We start from the raw sequence: 13,426 nt of genomic DNA, 5'->3' as shown, positions 1-13,426 counted from the left end.
AATATTGTACTCTCTCCCTCCCAGGACTGTTGCCGCCGATGCCGTCCGCCCTCCTCCCACTTTTCAAGCGCAGTCTGCCCCTGATTGCGATGACCCTGCTGGCGGGCTGCACGATCGCCAAGCCACGTACTGACGATCCCTACGAGAAGTTCAACCGCGACGTCTATGCCTTCAACGACTCCCTGGATAAGGCAGTTATCCGCCCGGTAGCGGTTGGCTATCGCAAGGTGACCAATCCGCCAGTGCGTCGCGCCGTCAGCGACTTCTTCACCAATATCCGCCTGCCAATCACGGTGGCCAACGACTTGCTGCAGGTACGACCCAAGCAGGCGGCGCAGAGCACCGGACGCTTCCTGGTCAACCTGACCCTGGGTATCGGCGGCTTCTTCGACCCTGCCAGCCAGTTGGGCATCCCGCTGGAAAACAACGATTTCGGCATCACTCTGGCGCGCTGGGGCGTGCCGGAAGGCAACTACCTGATGCTGCCGTTCATTGGCCCGACCACGGTGCGCGATGTCTGGCGCCTGCCGGTGGACAGCTACTTCTTCGATCCGCTGAGCTACTACTCGCGCAACCACGACTTCGAATACGGCCAGGAATACCTGCCGGAACTGTTCTACCTGGTGACGCTGCGCTCGCGCGGCATCGATGCGGAGAGCTTCCTGGAATCCGCCTACGATCCGTATGTATTCCTGCGTGATGCCTACCGGCAGCAGCGCCTGTACCAGTTGTACGACGGCAATCCGCCGGCTGACGTCATCGAGCAGATGCAGGGCCTGAAGGATAAGAACTTCGATCCCGACGAACTGCTGGAAGAACAGCACAAATGGGAAAACAAGCAGCCCGGGCAACCGGCGCAGGAACCTCAGCCGAGCAAGAACTGAGTTTCGGCGAACAGGGAAACGAAAAAGGGGCCGCAAGGCCCCTTTTTCATGACTTCGATAGCGGCCTGCCGACACTCAGGCCATCAGGCCTTCCACTTCGCAGACACTGGCCAGCAGGTGCATGCCCTCAGGCAGGTTGCGCACGGTCAGCTTGTTGCCCTGCTCCGCCGCCTTGGCCAGCACGGCCAGCACGCAGGCCAGGCCGGCGCTGTCGCTGCGCGTGATGCCCGCCAGGTCAAGGGTGTGGCGGCCACCACGTGCCACGGCGGCATCAATGGCGTTCAGCGCCGCTGCGGCATTGGCGAACGTCAGCGCGCCGGACACGCGTACCGCGTCTGGTGCGCTTTCGTCGATCTGCGGGGGAGCGACGACCGAGGTCATGACTTGGCGGAGCCCTTGGCTTCCTTCTCCATCGTCTCCAGCGCCTTTTCACCCTGGGTTTCCAGGTTGGTGGTGAGCTGGTCGATGCCGACCTTGCGGATCTCCGCGTCCACCTGGTTGCGGTAGTTGGTGACGTAGGAAATGCCTTCGATGATCACGTCATAGGCTTTCCAGCTGCCATCGCGCGCCTTGCGGAAGGCGTAGTCGACAGACACGGTCTTGCCGTCGTCCAGCACGACTTGCGTGCGCACGACGGTGCGCTTTTCGTTGAGGTCACCGGCGAACGGCAGCACCTTGACGCGGCCGCGGGTGTAGTTGAGCAGGCCTTCGGCATAACGATGGGTAATGGAGTTGTAGAACGCCTTGGCGAAGCGCGCGCGCTGCTCCGGCGTCGCTTCGCGGGCATGCTGGCCAAGCACCAGGATCGAGGCGTAATCGATATCGAAGTGCGGCAGGAATACGTCATCGATCACCGTGATCAGCTTTTCCTGATCGTTCTTCAGCTGCTTCTGATGACCTTCGATGGCGTTGCTGAGCTGATCAGCGATGACCTGCACCACCTGCGCCGGCGACTGCTGGGCGTCGGCAGCCGGCGCCGGAGTGTTCTGGGCAAGGGCCGGGGCGGCAATCACGCCGCCGAATGCAATGGCGGTGGCAAGGGCCAGACTACGCAACATGGGGAAACTCCTGATGATGATCCGTGGGGAATATCGGGACTCGACGCGGCGACTCAATGCTTGTCGCCGCTCGCCTTGCCGCTGTCGGCGTCCTTTTTGTCACTGGGCGAACCATTGACCAGGAACTTGCCGATAAGATCCTCGATCTGCAGCGCCGACTGAGTCAGCACCATCTCATCGCCGTTCTTCAGCATGTCGGGCGAGCCGCCGGGCTGGATGGCAACGTACTGGGTACCGATCAAACCACTGGTGAACACCGCGGCGGCCGAGTCATCCGGAATCTGGCTGTACTTCTTGTCGATCGCCAGGGTGACTTCCGCGTCCAGCTTGACCGGGTCGGCCCGCACCGACTGCACGCTGCCGATGGCCACGCCAGCCATCTTCACAGGGGCACCTACCGAAAGTGCGCCGATATTGGTGAAGCGCGCCTTGACCTGGTAGCTGCCGGACAGGTTGTCCGCCACGCCGCCGGCACCGAAGAACTTGCCGAGCATCTCCTCCAGCTGCTGCGCCGGGCGGGTCAACGCCAGCGTGCCACCTTCGGCGAGTGTCTTCTTGGAGCTGCCGTACTGGAGACCCACGTACTGATCACCCAGCAGGCCGCTGGTGAAGATCGTGGCGACCGAGTCATCGGGAATCTGGCTGTACCGCTGGTCAATGGCCAGCTTCACGTCAGCCGTCTCCTTGCCCGGGTCGAGCACGATCGACTGCACCTGGCCGATGCGCACGCCCGCCACCTTCACCGGCGCACGCTCCTTGAGCTGGCCGATGTTGGCGAAATGGGCCTCGACGGTGTAGCTCGGGCCACGGCTGGTGTTTGCCACCGAGGTGGTCTGGGTGGCGAGATAACCGAGCGCGGCAAAGCCGAGCACGATGAACAGGCCGGTGCCGACGGCATAGGACGGTCTCTGGCTCACGGCACGATCCTCAATGAATGATTGGTAGTTACGGTCATGTCGGCGCTCACATCAGGAAGGCGGTGAGCACGAAGTCGAGCGCCAGGATGGCGATGGACGAGGCGACCACGGTACGGGTGGTGGCGTAGGCGACGCCTTCGCTGGTAGGCGGCGTGGTGTAGCCCTGAAACACGGCGATGAGTGACACCACAATGCCGAACACCAGGCTCTTCCACAGCACGCCGTTGATCACGTCCTTGCCCACCTCGACGGTGGCGGTCATGTTCGACCAGAACGTGCCGTTGTCGATGCCAAGCCAGCTCACGCCGACCAGATGGCCACCGAAGATGCCCAGTGCGCAGAACACGCAGCACAGCAACGGCATGGCGACCACACCGGCGAGGAAGCGGGGAGCGACCACATAAGCGATCGGGTCCACCGCCATCATCTCCATGGCAGCGATCTGGTCGGTGGCGCGCATCAGGCCAATTTCGGCAGTCACCGAGGTGCCCGCGCGACCAGCGAACAGCAGCGCTGTCACCACCGGGCCCAGCTCGCGATAGATGGCAATGGCCACCACGGTACCGGTGGCCGAAGTGCCACCGAAAATCGACAGCACGTCATACAGCTGCAGGCCCAGCACCATGCCCACGAACAGGCCGCAGACCATGATGATGATCAGGCTCATCGCGCCGACAAACCACAGCTGTCGCACCGTTTCGCGAATGTGGCGCATGCTGCGCGGCACGGCGGCAAGGATGCGCAGCAGGAACAGGCCGCACTCGCCAATTTGCGACAACGAACGCAGCACGATGTTGTCGCGATTCATCGACAGGCTCATGCGCCCCTCCGTGGAAAGCCGAGCGCTGTTGCGTAATCGCCCGCCGGGTACTGGAACGGCACCGGACCGTCTGCCTCACCACCGAAGAACTGTCGCGTCCACGGTGAGCCGTCGTCGGCGATCGTTTTTGGGTCGCCCTGCGCCACGACCTTGCCGTTGGCGATGAGATAAATGTGGTCGGCCACCTGCTTGATCGCCTCCAGCTCGTGCGCCACCAGTACGCTCGTGATGCCCAGTGTCTGGTTGAGCGTGCGGATCAGCTTGAGCACCTGGTTGAGCGCAATGGGGTCGAGGCCGACGAACGGTTCGTCATACAAGATCAGCATCGGATCGAAAATGATGGCGCGCGCCAGCGCCACGCGACGCGCCATGCCACCGGAAAGCTCCGACGGCATCAGGCCAGCTGCGCCGCGCAGGCCCACGGCCTGCAGCTTGGTCAGCACGATGTTGCGGATCAGCACTTCCGGCAGCCGCGTGTGCTGGCGCAGCGGAAACGCCACGTTCTCGAACACGTCGAAGTCGGTGAGCAGCGCGGAGTTCTGAAACAGGTAACCGATGCGTTCGCGCAGTTCGAACAACTTATCGCGCGACAGCGCGGAAACCTTCTCGCCGTCCACGCTCACCTCGCCCGCATCGCCCCGCATTTGGCCGGTGATGTGCTTGAGCAAGGTGGTTTTGCCGGTACCGCTGGGTCCCATGATCGCGGTGATCTTGCCGCGCGGGATATCCATGTCCAGCGCGTCGAACACCTTCTTGCCATTGAGCACCGTGGTCAGGCCACGGACACGCACCAGAGTGCTGTCGTCGGGCTTGGCGCTAACGGAGTCGGTCATGGGCGAGGCTGCGCTTGGGAAAGCGGCCACGTTAGCTGAATACCGGTTTGAAGGCCATGCACCGGTCGTCGGGGTGCCCAGGAATGGCTAATGAAACAGTATCTTGCGGCCAGTCTCAGGCCAGCAATTCGGCGATCAGAGCCTCATGCCGCTGCCACTGCAGCAGGCTGCGCTGGCGCACCGCGCGCACGATGGACTGCAAGTCGCCCAAGGCAACATCGAAGTTGTCGTTGATGATGATGTAGTCGAATTCGTGGGCGTGCGCGATTTCCTCGCGCGAGTTGTGCAGGCGCCGCGCGATGACTTCGGCACTGTCCGAACCACGACCACGCAGGCGGCGTTCCAGCTCGGCGCGCGATGGCGGCAGGATGAACACGCTGACGCACTCGGGCTTGGTTTTGCGGATTTGCCGCGCGCCCTGCCAGTCGATTTCCAGCAGCACGTCGCGGCCCTGCTCAAGCAGTGTGCTCACCGTGGTGCGTGAGGTGCCGTAAAGGTTGCCGTGCACTTCAGCGTGCTCAAGGAAGATGCCCTCGGCGACCTCGCACTCAAACTCCTCGCGCTCTACGAAGTAATAGTGCCGGCCGTATTCCTCGCCCGGACGCGGCGGGCGCGTGGTGTGCGAAATCGACAACGAGATGGCCGGTTCGCGCTCCAGCAGCGCATTGACCAGCGTGGACTTGCCCGCGCCCGAGGGCGCAGCCACCACGAACAGGGTGCCTTCGACGCTCGCGGGCTGGGATGTGGCGGTATTCATTCGATGTTCTGTACCTGTTCGCGCATCTGCTCGATGAGCACCTTCAACTCCACCGCCGCATTGGTGCTGCGCGTATCGACCGATTTGGAGCCGAGCGTGTTGGCTTCGCGGTTGAATTCCTGCATCAGGAAGTCCAGGCGGCGGCCGACCGGCTCCTTGGTGCCGAGCACACGACGCGTTTCGGCGATATGCGCGGTGAGGCGATCCAGCTCTTCGTCTACGTCGATGCGGGTGATCTGCAGCACCAGCTCCTGCTCCAGGCGTCCCGGATCGGCCGGCTGCTTGATGTCAGCCAGGCGGGATTCCAGGCGTGCACGCAGGCCTTCGCGGATCTGCGGCATGAAGGTGCGCACGTCGGCGACGATGCGCTCGATGGCGTCCAGGCGTTCCTTCAGCAGCTCGGCCAGCTTGGCGCCTTCGCGCTCGCGGGTAGCCGTGAGGGCATCAAGTGCGCGGTCGAGCACGTCCAGCAGGGACGCCTGCAGCACCTCCGGGTCCACTTCCGACTGCTGCAACACGCCAGGGAAGCGCAGCAGCTCGGTGAACTCGATATTCATGCGCGGGAAGCGCGCTTCCAGATCCAGCGCCAGCTCGGACAGGCGTGCCAGGGTGCCGGCATTGACCTGCAGCGACTCGCCGCGCGACTCACCGCGCAAGCGGACAGTGATGTCCACCTTGCCGCGCGAAAGCTTCGCCGCAATGCGCTCACGCAGAGCTGACTCGAATACGCGCAAATCGTCCGGAAGACGCGGGCTCAACTCCAGATAGCGGTGATTCACCGTGCGCAGCTCGCAGCTGAGCGTGCCGGCGGGACCGATCGCCTCGGCGGAGGCATAAGCCGTCATGCTACGGATCATCGGGAACCTGCGGTGTCTGTAAAGGCGGCAATGGTAAACTCTCCCGCCCTGCCTTGCCCAATTGAGGGATGCTCTGATCCATTCAATGAGGGTGGCATGATGTCCAGAAAGCTCGCAGGGTGTGCGGCGTGGCGCCGCGCAGGCTGGCTGCCTGTGTAAGCCGCGCACCGCGACCTGCGAGCTTTCTGGACATCACCCGAAGGGCCGGTTCTGTCTGCCCACAGCTGCGTGTTGCGCCGTCTCGACAGGCAGCCAGCCCGCCTTCGCCGACGCAACACGCAGCTGCGGGCAGACAGAACCGGTGACACCCTCGTTGAATAAATCAAAGCATCCCTAAGGCCACGCATTCCATGAGCTCCTTCAGCCGCCCCAGTGGCCGCGCCAGCGACCAGCTGCGCACCGTCACCATCGAACGCCACTACACCCGCCACGCCGAAGGCTCGGTGCTGATCAGCTTTGGCGACACCCGCGTGCTTTGCACCGCCAGCATCGAGGACCGCGTGCCACCGTGGCTGCGCGGCAAGGGCGAGGGCTGGATCACCGCCGAATACGGCATGCTGCCGCGTGCCACCAACACCCGCATGCAGCGCGAAGCCGCGCGCGGCGGCCAAGGCGGCCGCACCATGGAGATCCAGCGCCTGATCGGCCGCAGCCTGCGCGCCTGCGTGGATCGCCAGGCCTTGGGCGAACGCGTTATCACGCTCGACTGCGACGTGATCCAGGCCGACGGCGGCACCCGCACCGCGGCGATCACCGGCGCCTATGTGGCGCTGGTGGACGCGGTCAACCTGCTGATGAAGCGTGAGAACCTGCGCCGCAACCCGGTGGTGGGCGCGGTCGCCGCCATTTCGGTGGGCATCTATCAGGGCGTGCCGGTGCTGGATCTCGATTACGCCGAGGATTCCAACTGCGATACCGACATGAACGTCGTCATGAACGACGGCGGCGGTTTCATCGAAGTGCAAGGCACGGCCGAGGGCCACGCCTTCCGCCGCGACGAGATGGATGCCCTGCTTGGCCTGGCGGAAAAGGGCATCGGCGAACTGGTGGCCGCGCAGCGCGCTGCGCTGGAACTGCCCTGACCATGTCGCACATCGTGCTGGCCAGCGGCAACCCCGGTAAATTGGCCGAATTCAACGACCTGCTCGCCGATAGCCAGCGCAGCTTCGTGGCCCAGTCGGCGTACGATGTCAGTGACGTCGAAGAAACCGGTCTCAGCTTCGTGGAGAACGCGCTGCTCAAGGCACGCCACGCGTCGCGCATCAGCGGCTTGCCCGCGCTGGCCGACGACTCGGGCCTGTGCGTCGACCACCTGCACGGCGCACCTGGCCTGTATTCGGCTCGCTACAGCGGACGTCATGGTGACAACGCGGCGAACAACGCCAGGCTGCTGCGAGAACTGGACGGTGTACCGACTGAACAGCGCGGCGCGTTCTTCATCTGTGTGCTGGTGCTGCTGCAGCACGCCGACGATCCCGCGCCACTGATCGCCGAAGGCCGCTGGTACGGCCACGTGCTCACCGAGCAACGTGGCACGCATGGCTTCGGTTACGACCCGCTGTTCCTGCCGGACGGCGAAACCGTAAGTGCCGCCGAATTACCGCCAGGCCTGAAGAACCGCATCAGCCATCGCGGCCGGGCACTGGCGCAGCTGCGCGAGCGTCTGGGCGCCCCTCACATCTAAGCCATGTCTCTGATCGCGCCACCGCTGTCGCTGTACGTCCACATGCCGTGGTGCGTGAAGAAGTGTCCCTACTGCGATTTCAATTCGCATGGGTTGAAAGGCGCGCCGCCGCCTTATGCCGACTACGTCGACGCACTGCTGGCCGATCTCGACGCCGACCTGCGTGACTTTGGTGCTGCCGTCAGCGGTCGCCCGGTGCACAGCATCTTCTTCGGTGGCGGTACGCCCAGCCTGTTCGCGCCCGAACTGATCGACCGCTTTCTCGATGGTGTGCGTTCGCGCCTGCCACTGGTGGAAGGTGCCGAGATCACGCTGGAAACCAATCCCGGCACGGTCGAGCATGGACGTTTCGACGGCTATCTGGCCGCGGGCGTGAACCGTCTTTCGTTCGGCATCCAGAGCTTCAACGACGACAAGCTGCGTCGACTCGGCCGCATCCATTCGGCAAGTGAAGCCGAGGCTGCGGTGAAGTCGGCGCAGGACGCCGGCTACGCCAACATCAACCTCGACCTGATGTATGCATTGCCAGAGCAGACGCTGGAAGGTGCTTTGGCCGACGTGGAGCGTGCTGTCGCACTGCAACCCACGCATGTCTCGCACTATCAGCTCACGCTGGAGCCGAATACCGCCTTTGCCGCCAACCCGCCCCCGCTGCCCGACGACGACCATGCCTGGGCCATGCAGGAGGCCTGCGAACAACAGCTGGCGGCGGCTGGCTATAGGCAATACGAGGTATCCGCCTATGCGCAGGCGGACCGGCGCTGCGCGCACAACCTCAACTACTGGCGCTTCGGCGACTACCTGGGCATCGGCGCCGGCGCGCACGGCAAGCTCACCGACACGGACGCCGGTCTGGTTCGCCGGCGCTGGAAGACGCGTCACCCCAAGGCCTATCTCGCTGACCCGGATGGCGCCAGCCGCATCGGTGGCGATGGCTCGGTGAGTACCGACGAGCTGCCGTTCGAGTACATGCTCAACGCCCTGCGCCTGATCGACGGGGTGCCGCTGGCCGACTTCGCCGAACGCACCGGCCTCGCCAACGAACGCATCGGCCCGGCCCTGGCCACCGCCCGCGAGCGCGGCTGGCTGGCCCATGACCCCTCGCTGCTCCACACCACCCCCCTGGGTCAACGCTTCCTCAATGACGTGATTTCTGCCTTTCTTGACTGAGTCCACCGTTCGGTCGATGGCGTAGCCGGCTGAGCCGACATACACTGCGGTCATTCCGGGGGGAAATCACAAGGTCTGTCATGGATGTCGAACAGCAGGGTCGACGTCAGTCGTTTGCATCTGATCGGGACATCCGCCCGGACAATGCTGGCTGGCCGCCGCGTGCGCGGCGGCTGATCGAAGAAACCCACGCACTCTGCACCAGCTGGCTGGAAGCGCCCGTGCGAGCGTGCCTGCTCGACATCGAGCAACGGCTGTATACGCAAGCCGAACGGTCGCGCAATCACCTCGAACAGCAGCAATGCCTGTTCAGCCGCCAACTGGTGCAGCACCAGCACGCGGCACTTGAACGGCGTTTCCTGGAAGGCGTGCGCCAGCATTTCAGCCGGCTTGGCTCGCCTGTCGTGCAGGCGGAGGAACACGAGCCGCTGCACCGTCCGCTGGAACTGCTCGACCAGACCGAACACGAACAAACCGTCGCACTGGAAAAGCTGGTGGCGCGCGGCGAAGCCCGCCACGGCACACCGCTGTTCGAGCTGGGCTACCGCTTTGCGGCACTGGTGCGCAAGCCCCCGCTCGAAGGTGAAGACCTGCCGCTGGGCCCGCAGGCGCTGGCGGTAGCCTTCCGCGATGCCAGCAATGGCCTTGAGCTTCCGGTCGAACATCGACTGTTGATGCTGCAGAGCTTCGACACCACCGTCGTGCTCACGCTCTCCTCGCTGTACGACACGGTCAACGAGCACCTGCGCGCGGATGGCATCCTGCCCCAGCTGCGCGCGTTTCCCACGCCTCCGCGCACGCAAGTGGAGCGCCAGTCTCGCGGCCCTGGCGCCGACAACGCGCCAGCCAGTTTCGCGCGCCAGGCCCCCGCGCCGACGGCGGCCTCGCCCGAAGCAACGGCCGGCCGCAGCGACAACATCGCAGTGCTCGACAACTTGCGCTCCATGCTCGCCCAGCATCGTGCCGGCCAGGGCGCACTCGACTACCAGGCCGGCGGACGCCCGGCCTCGCCCGAGGAGCTGCAGCTCGCCCTCGATACGCTGCAGTTGCATGTCAGCGACGTGACCGATCAGGCCAGCCGCGAACTGCGCAGCGCCCACGCATTGCGCGACGAACTGCTTACCCAGCTCAACGCGGGCAAGCCGGCAGGCGCTGGCCACACCCACCTGACTGACGAACAGGGCGACACGGTCGAGCTCGTCGCCATGCTGTTTGAACAACTCGGCGGTCAATTGCAGCGCCACGGCAACGCACATTCGCTGCTGGGCGAACTGCAGTTGCCGCTGTTGCGCATGGCGGTGGCCGACAAGGGTTTCTTCAACCAGCGCGAGCATCCAGCGCGCAAACTGCTGGGCATGGTCACCGAGGCGGCCAACGACTGGCTGGACGGCCCCGACACCGATGCCGACCGCTCACTCGGTGCCAAGCTCACCCAATTGGTTGACCGCGCCCGGCGCGAACCGCCGAGCACCGGCCTCTACACCAGCCTGCTGGCGGATATCGAGCATCACCTCGGCCTGTTGAATCGCAAGGCGCAGATTGCCGAGCGTCGCCAGGTGGAGGCCATGCAGGGTCGCGAGCGCCTGGAGCAGGCGCGCCATCGTGCCGCCGAGCTGATGGCCGACCGCTTTGAGCGCTGCAATCCACGCGGTCTGTTGCGCACCTTGCTGGAGCGCGCCTGGTCCGACGTACTGGCGCTGACCCTGCTTCGCCATGGCGAGGACAGTGAAGCGTTTGCACTTCGGCTGCGCATCACCGATCAGCTGCTCGGCCAGCTGCCCGTGGCCGACCGAAACCTGCTGCAGGCCGAGGTGGAATCGGGGCTGCAGCAGATCGGGATGCATGCGGAGGAATCGGTGCAGGTGGCACAGCGTCTACTGGGCATTCCCGCCAACACGCCTACCACCAATGACAACGCCACGACGACTGAGCTTGCACTCAAGCTCAAACAACACCAGCGACTGGGCGAGCATGTCGCGCCAGAAACACCCGTACCTGCTCCCGCCCCGGCGGCACCTCCGCAGCCACCGGAATCGCCGGAACGCCGCATCAACCAGCGCCTGCGGCAATTGCCGTTCGGCACCTGGTTCGAATTCATCGACCCGGCCAATGGACGCGTTACCCAGCGCAAACTGGCGTGGTATTCACCTGTCACCGGCAATGGTTTGTTCGTGACACGTCGCGGCCTGCGTGACGAGGAGATGACCCTCGACCACCTCGCCCACGAAATGGCCTGCGGCCGCGTGCGCGAAATGGCCCAAGTGCGTGACAACCTGCTCGACCGCGCGTGGCAGGCACTGACCAGCCATTTGCGACAGGTAACCAAGCCGCTCACGGCTGCGCCACGGAACGGAGCATGAGCGACGTGAGCGAGAACGTCTCTTCCATCGACCAGCGCCGCGCCCTGCGCAAACGCGCCAACTTCACGGCCGTCGTCACCGATGTCATTAGCGGTGAGTCGATCGGCCACCTTGGCAACCTCTCGGCCAACGGCATGCTGCTGATCAGCGCGCACCCGCCGTGCAGCGAAGCCATCTATCAGGTCAGCCTGTCCCTGCCGGGCCTTGGCAGTGCACCGCAGAGCATCGAAGTGGGCATCCAGGAGCAGTGGCACGAAGCCGCGGCCAGCCCGGGCCAAATATGGGCGGGCTATCGCATCGTCGCCATCGACGAGGCAGACATGGCGCTGCTGGATGCGTGGCTGGAGCAGCCAGGGCACGGCTGAGTCACTCTGCTTTACTCCCTCTCCCCAGAGGGGAGAGGGTTGGGGTGAGGGGTCAATCTTGCGAAAACTCCTTTTGAGCGACGCTCTTTTGCTGTCACGCCGCGAGCACCCACCCCTCACCCTGCCCTCTCCCCACAAGGGAGAGGGATAAAAGCGTGCGACTGGCGGTGGTTGCACCGGCGCGCCATCATGTAACTCTTCCCCCTCGTCTGCTGGTCGCCTGCGCCGCAGGCACCGCCTGGAGCCGCCATGCACGATCGTCTCGCCCCGCTTTATCCCCAGCACCTGGCTACGCTGCGCGCGCGTGCGGACAAGGCGCTCGCCCTGGGCGGGTTTGACCACCTGGTAATCGCCGCGAGCACGCCGCTGCGCAAGTTCCTCGACGACCAGGACTATCCGTTCATCGCCAACCCCCATTTTCGCCACTGGCTGCCGCTGGCCCACACGCCAGGTAGCTGGATCGTGTACACGCCGGGCCACAAGCCCCGGCTGATCTTCCTGCAGCCCAAGGATTACTGGCACGTCGTGCCGGATGCGCCCAGCGGTTACTGGGTGGAGCACTTCGACATCGAGATCGTGCGCAACGCGACCGATGCAGTGGCCAAGTTGCCAGGGGCACATACGCGCCGCGCCATCATCGGACCCGGATGCCCCAATGTGCCGGGCGCCGAAGCAAACAATCCGCAGGCCGTGCTCGACTATCTGCACTGGCATCGTTCGTACAAGACACCGTATGAGCTGGAACTGATGCGTGAAGCAAGCCGCATTGGCACACGCGCGCACCACGCTGCCGAGCAGGCGTTCCGCGCCGGTGAAAGCGAGTTCGGTATCCACATGGCGTATCTCGCTGCTGCACGCCAGATCGACGCCGAGCTGCCTTATGCCAGCATCGTGGGGCTCAACGAACACGGTGCGGTGTTGCACTACACCCACTTCGACCGCGTGGCGCCAGCACAGAGCCGCTCGTTTCTGATCGATGCGGGCGGCAGCGCCGCCGGTTACGCCAGTGACATCACACGCACTTATGCAGCCCATGGCCACGACGAATTTCAGGCGCTGATCGACAGTGTCGACGCCGCGCAGCAGGGCTTCGTTGCCAAGGTTCGCGCCGGCCAGAGTTATCCCGAGCTGCACATCCACGCACACCAGGTGCTCGCCAATGTGCTGCGCGAGCACGGCATCATCCGCATGAGCGCCGAAAGCGCGGTGGCTTCGGGCGTCACCTCGACGTTCTTCCCGCACGGCCTGGGTCACCCAATCGGCCTGCAGGTGCACGATGTGGCGGGATTCCAGGCGAGCGAGCGCGGCGGAGCCCTCGCACGCCCGGAAGGCCATCCGTACCTGCGCATGACTCGCGTACTCGAACCGGGCATGGTGGTGACCATCGAACCGGGCTTGTACTTCATCGACATGCTGCTGGACGAGCTGCGCAACAAGCCGGTTGCCAGCGACATCGACTGGTCGAAGGTAGACAGCTTCCGCCCCTACGGCGGCATCCGCATCGAGGACGATGTGGTGTGCACCGATGGCGCACCGGAGAACCTCACCCGCGATGCCTTTGCGCTGATCTGACTCGAACGGGGGTCGTTCCGGCCGCCCGTCGCGCGATATACCGCCCGCTACTGCCGGGCGGGTTGCTCAGGCAACCCCTACACGAACGCACGGCGCCTTCGCTAGGCGTTTTCAGCGTCTGCGTCTATCCACCGCTGCGTCAACCCTCC

The 13,426-nt window shown here is 64.5% G+C and carries 14 protein-coding genes; 7 read left to right on the top strand and 7 right to left on the bottom strand.

Annotated features, from left to right (window positions below):
- Positions 1 to 38 precede the first annotated feature (38 nt).
- Positions 39 to 884 (top strand): MlaA family lipoprotein, encoded by an 846-nt coding sequence (locus AC3CBN_RS07845; RefSeq protein WP_488636247.1) that lies wholly within the window; start codon positions 39 to 41, stop codon positions 882 to 884.
- Positions 885 to 959: 75 nt separating this feature from the next.
- Here the strand turns inward: AC3CBN_RS07845 and AC3CBN_RS07840 are convergent, their stop codons facing one another.
- The 7 genes from AC3CBN_RS07840 to AC3CBN_RS07810 form a co-directional block, all read right to left on the bottom strand.
- Complete coding sequence (locus AC3CBN_RS07840) at positions 960 to 1,265, bottom strand: STAS domain-containing protein (RefSeq protein WP_488636246.1); 306 nt, start codon at positions 1,263 to 1,265, stop codon at positions 960 to 962.
- On the bottom strand, positions 1,262 to 1,942 hold the full coding sequence (locus AC3CBN_RS07835; RefSeq protein ID WP_488636245.1) for an MlaC/ttg2D family ABC transporter substrate-binding protein: 681 nt from the start codon (positions 1,940 to 1,942) through the stop codon (positions 1,262 to 1,264). The genes AC3CBN_RS07840 and AC3CBN_RS07835 overlap by 4 nt, the downstream gene beginning before the upstream one ends.
- Positions 1,943 to 1,995: 53 nt before the next feature.
- Positions 1,996 to 2,859 (bottom strand): outer membrane lipid asymmetry maintenance protein MlaD, encoded by an 864-nt coding sequence (gene mlaD, locus AC3CBN_RS07830; RefSeq protein WP_488636244.1) that lies wholly within the window; start codon positions 2,857 to 2,859, stop codon positions 1,996 to 1,998.
- A 46-nt stretch (positions 2,860 to 2,905) separates the two neighbouring features.
- Positions 2,906 to 3,679: a lipid asymmetry maintenance ABC transporter permease subunit MlaE gene (gene mlaE, locus AC3CBN_RS07825; RefSeq protein ID WP_488636243.1), complete on the bottom strand. Its 774-nt coding sequence runs from the start codon at positions 3,677 to 3,679 to the stop codon at positions 2,906 to 2,908.
- Positions 3,676 to 4,512, bottom strand: a complete 837-nt coding sequence (locus tag AC3CBN_RS07820) for an ABC transporter ATP-binding protein (RefSeq protein ID WP_488636242.1) — start codon at positions 4,510 to 4,512, stop codon at positions 3,676 to 3,678. The genes mlaE and AC3CBN_RS07820 overlap by 4 nt, the downstream gene beginning before the upstream one ends.
- 115 nt (positions 4,513 to 4,627) lie before the next feature.
- The gene (gmk, locus tag AC3CBN_RS07815) at positions 4,628 to 5,269 is read right to left on the bottom strand and encodes a guanylate kinase (protein ID WP_488636241.1); all 642 of its coding nucleotides are present in this window, start codon (positions 5,267 to 5,269) and stop codon (positions 4,628 to 4,630) included.
- The gene (locus tag AC3CBN_RS07810) at positions 5,266 to 6,126 is read right to left on the bottom strand and encodes a YicC/YloC family endoribonuclease (RefSeq protein WP_488636240.1); all 861 of its coding nucleotides are present in this window, start codon (positions 6,124 to 6,126) and stop codon (positions 5,266 to 5,268) included. The genes gmk and AC3CBN_RS07810 overlap by 4 nt, the downstream gene beginning before the upstream one ends.
- A gap of 350 nt (positions 6,127 to 6,476) precedes the next feature.
- Between AC3CBN_RS07810 and rph the strand changes: the two genes are divergently transcribed.
- The 6 genes from rph (at position 6,477) to pepQ (ending at position 13,277) form a co-directional block, all read left to right on the top strand.
- Positions 6,477 to 7,208 carry a ribonuclease PH gene (rph, locus tag AC3CBN_RS07805; protein ID WP_488636239.1) on the top strand — a complete coding sequence of 244 codons (732 nt, stop codon included), beginning with the start codon at positions 6,477 to 6,479 and terminating at the stop codon, positions 7,206 to 7,208.
- A 2-nt stretch (positions 7,209 to 7,210) separates the two neighbouring features.
- A complete protein-coding gene (rdgB, locus tag AC3CBN_RS07800; RefSeq protein WP_488636238.1) occupies positions 7,211 to 7,810 on the top strand; it encodes an RdgB/HAM1 family non-canonical purine NTP pyrophosphatase in 600 nt (199 codons plus the stop codon).
- A 3-nt stretch (positions 7,811 to 7,813) separates the two neighbouring features.
- Positions 7,814 to 8,980 (top strand): radical SAM family heme chaperone HemW, encoded by a 1,167-nt coding sequence (gene hemW / locus AC3CBN_RS07795; RefSeq protein ID WP_488636237.1) that lies wholly within the window; start codon positions 7,814 to 7,816, stop codon positions 8,978 to 8,980.
- Between the two features lie 80 nt (positions 8,981 to 9,060).
- Positions 9,061 to 11,340, top strand: a complete 2,280-nt coding sequence (locus AC3CBN_RS07790; RefSeq protein ID WP_488636236.1) for a DUF1631 family protein — start codon at positions 9,061 to 9,063, stop codon at positions 11,338 to 11,340.
- Positions 11,337 to 11,705 (top strand): PilZ domain-containing protein, encoded by a 369-nt coding sequence (locus AC3CBN_RS07785; protein WP_488636235.1) that lies wholly within the window; start codon positions 11,337 to 11,339, stop codon positions 11,703 to 11,705. The genes AC3CBN_RS07790 and AC3CBN_RS07785 overlap by 4 nt, the downstream gene beginning before the upstream one ends.
- Positions 11,706 to 11,954: 249 nt before the next feature.
- Positions 11,955 to 13,277 carry a Xaa-Pro dipeptidase gene (gene pepQ, locus AC3CBN_RS07780; RefSeq protein WP_488636234.1) on the top strand — a complete coding sequence of 441 codons (1,323 nt, stop codon included), beginning with the start codon at positions 11,955 to 11,957 and terminating at the stop codon, positions 13,275 to 13,277.
- The last annotated feature ends 149 nt before the right edge of the window (positions 13,278 to 13,426 follow it).

The sequence above is a fragment of the Dyella sp. OK584 genome (assembly GCF_057787755.1).
Note: the sequence above shows the minus strand (reverse complement) of the source record. Positions and strands in the feature narration are given on the sequence as shown.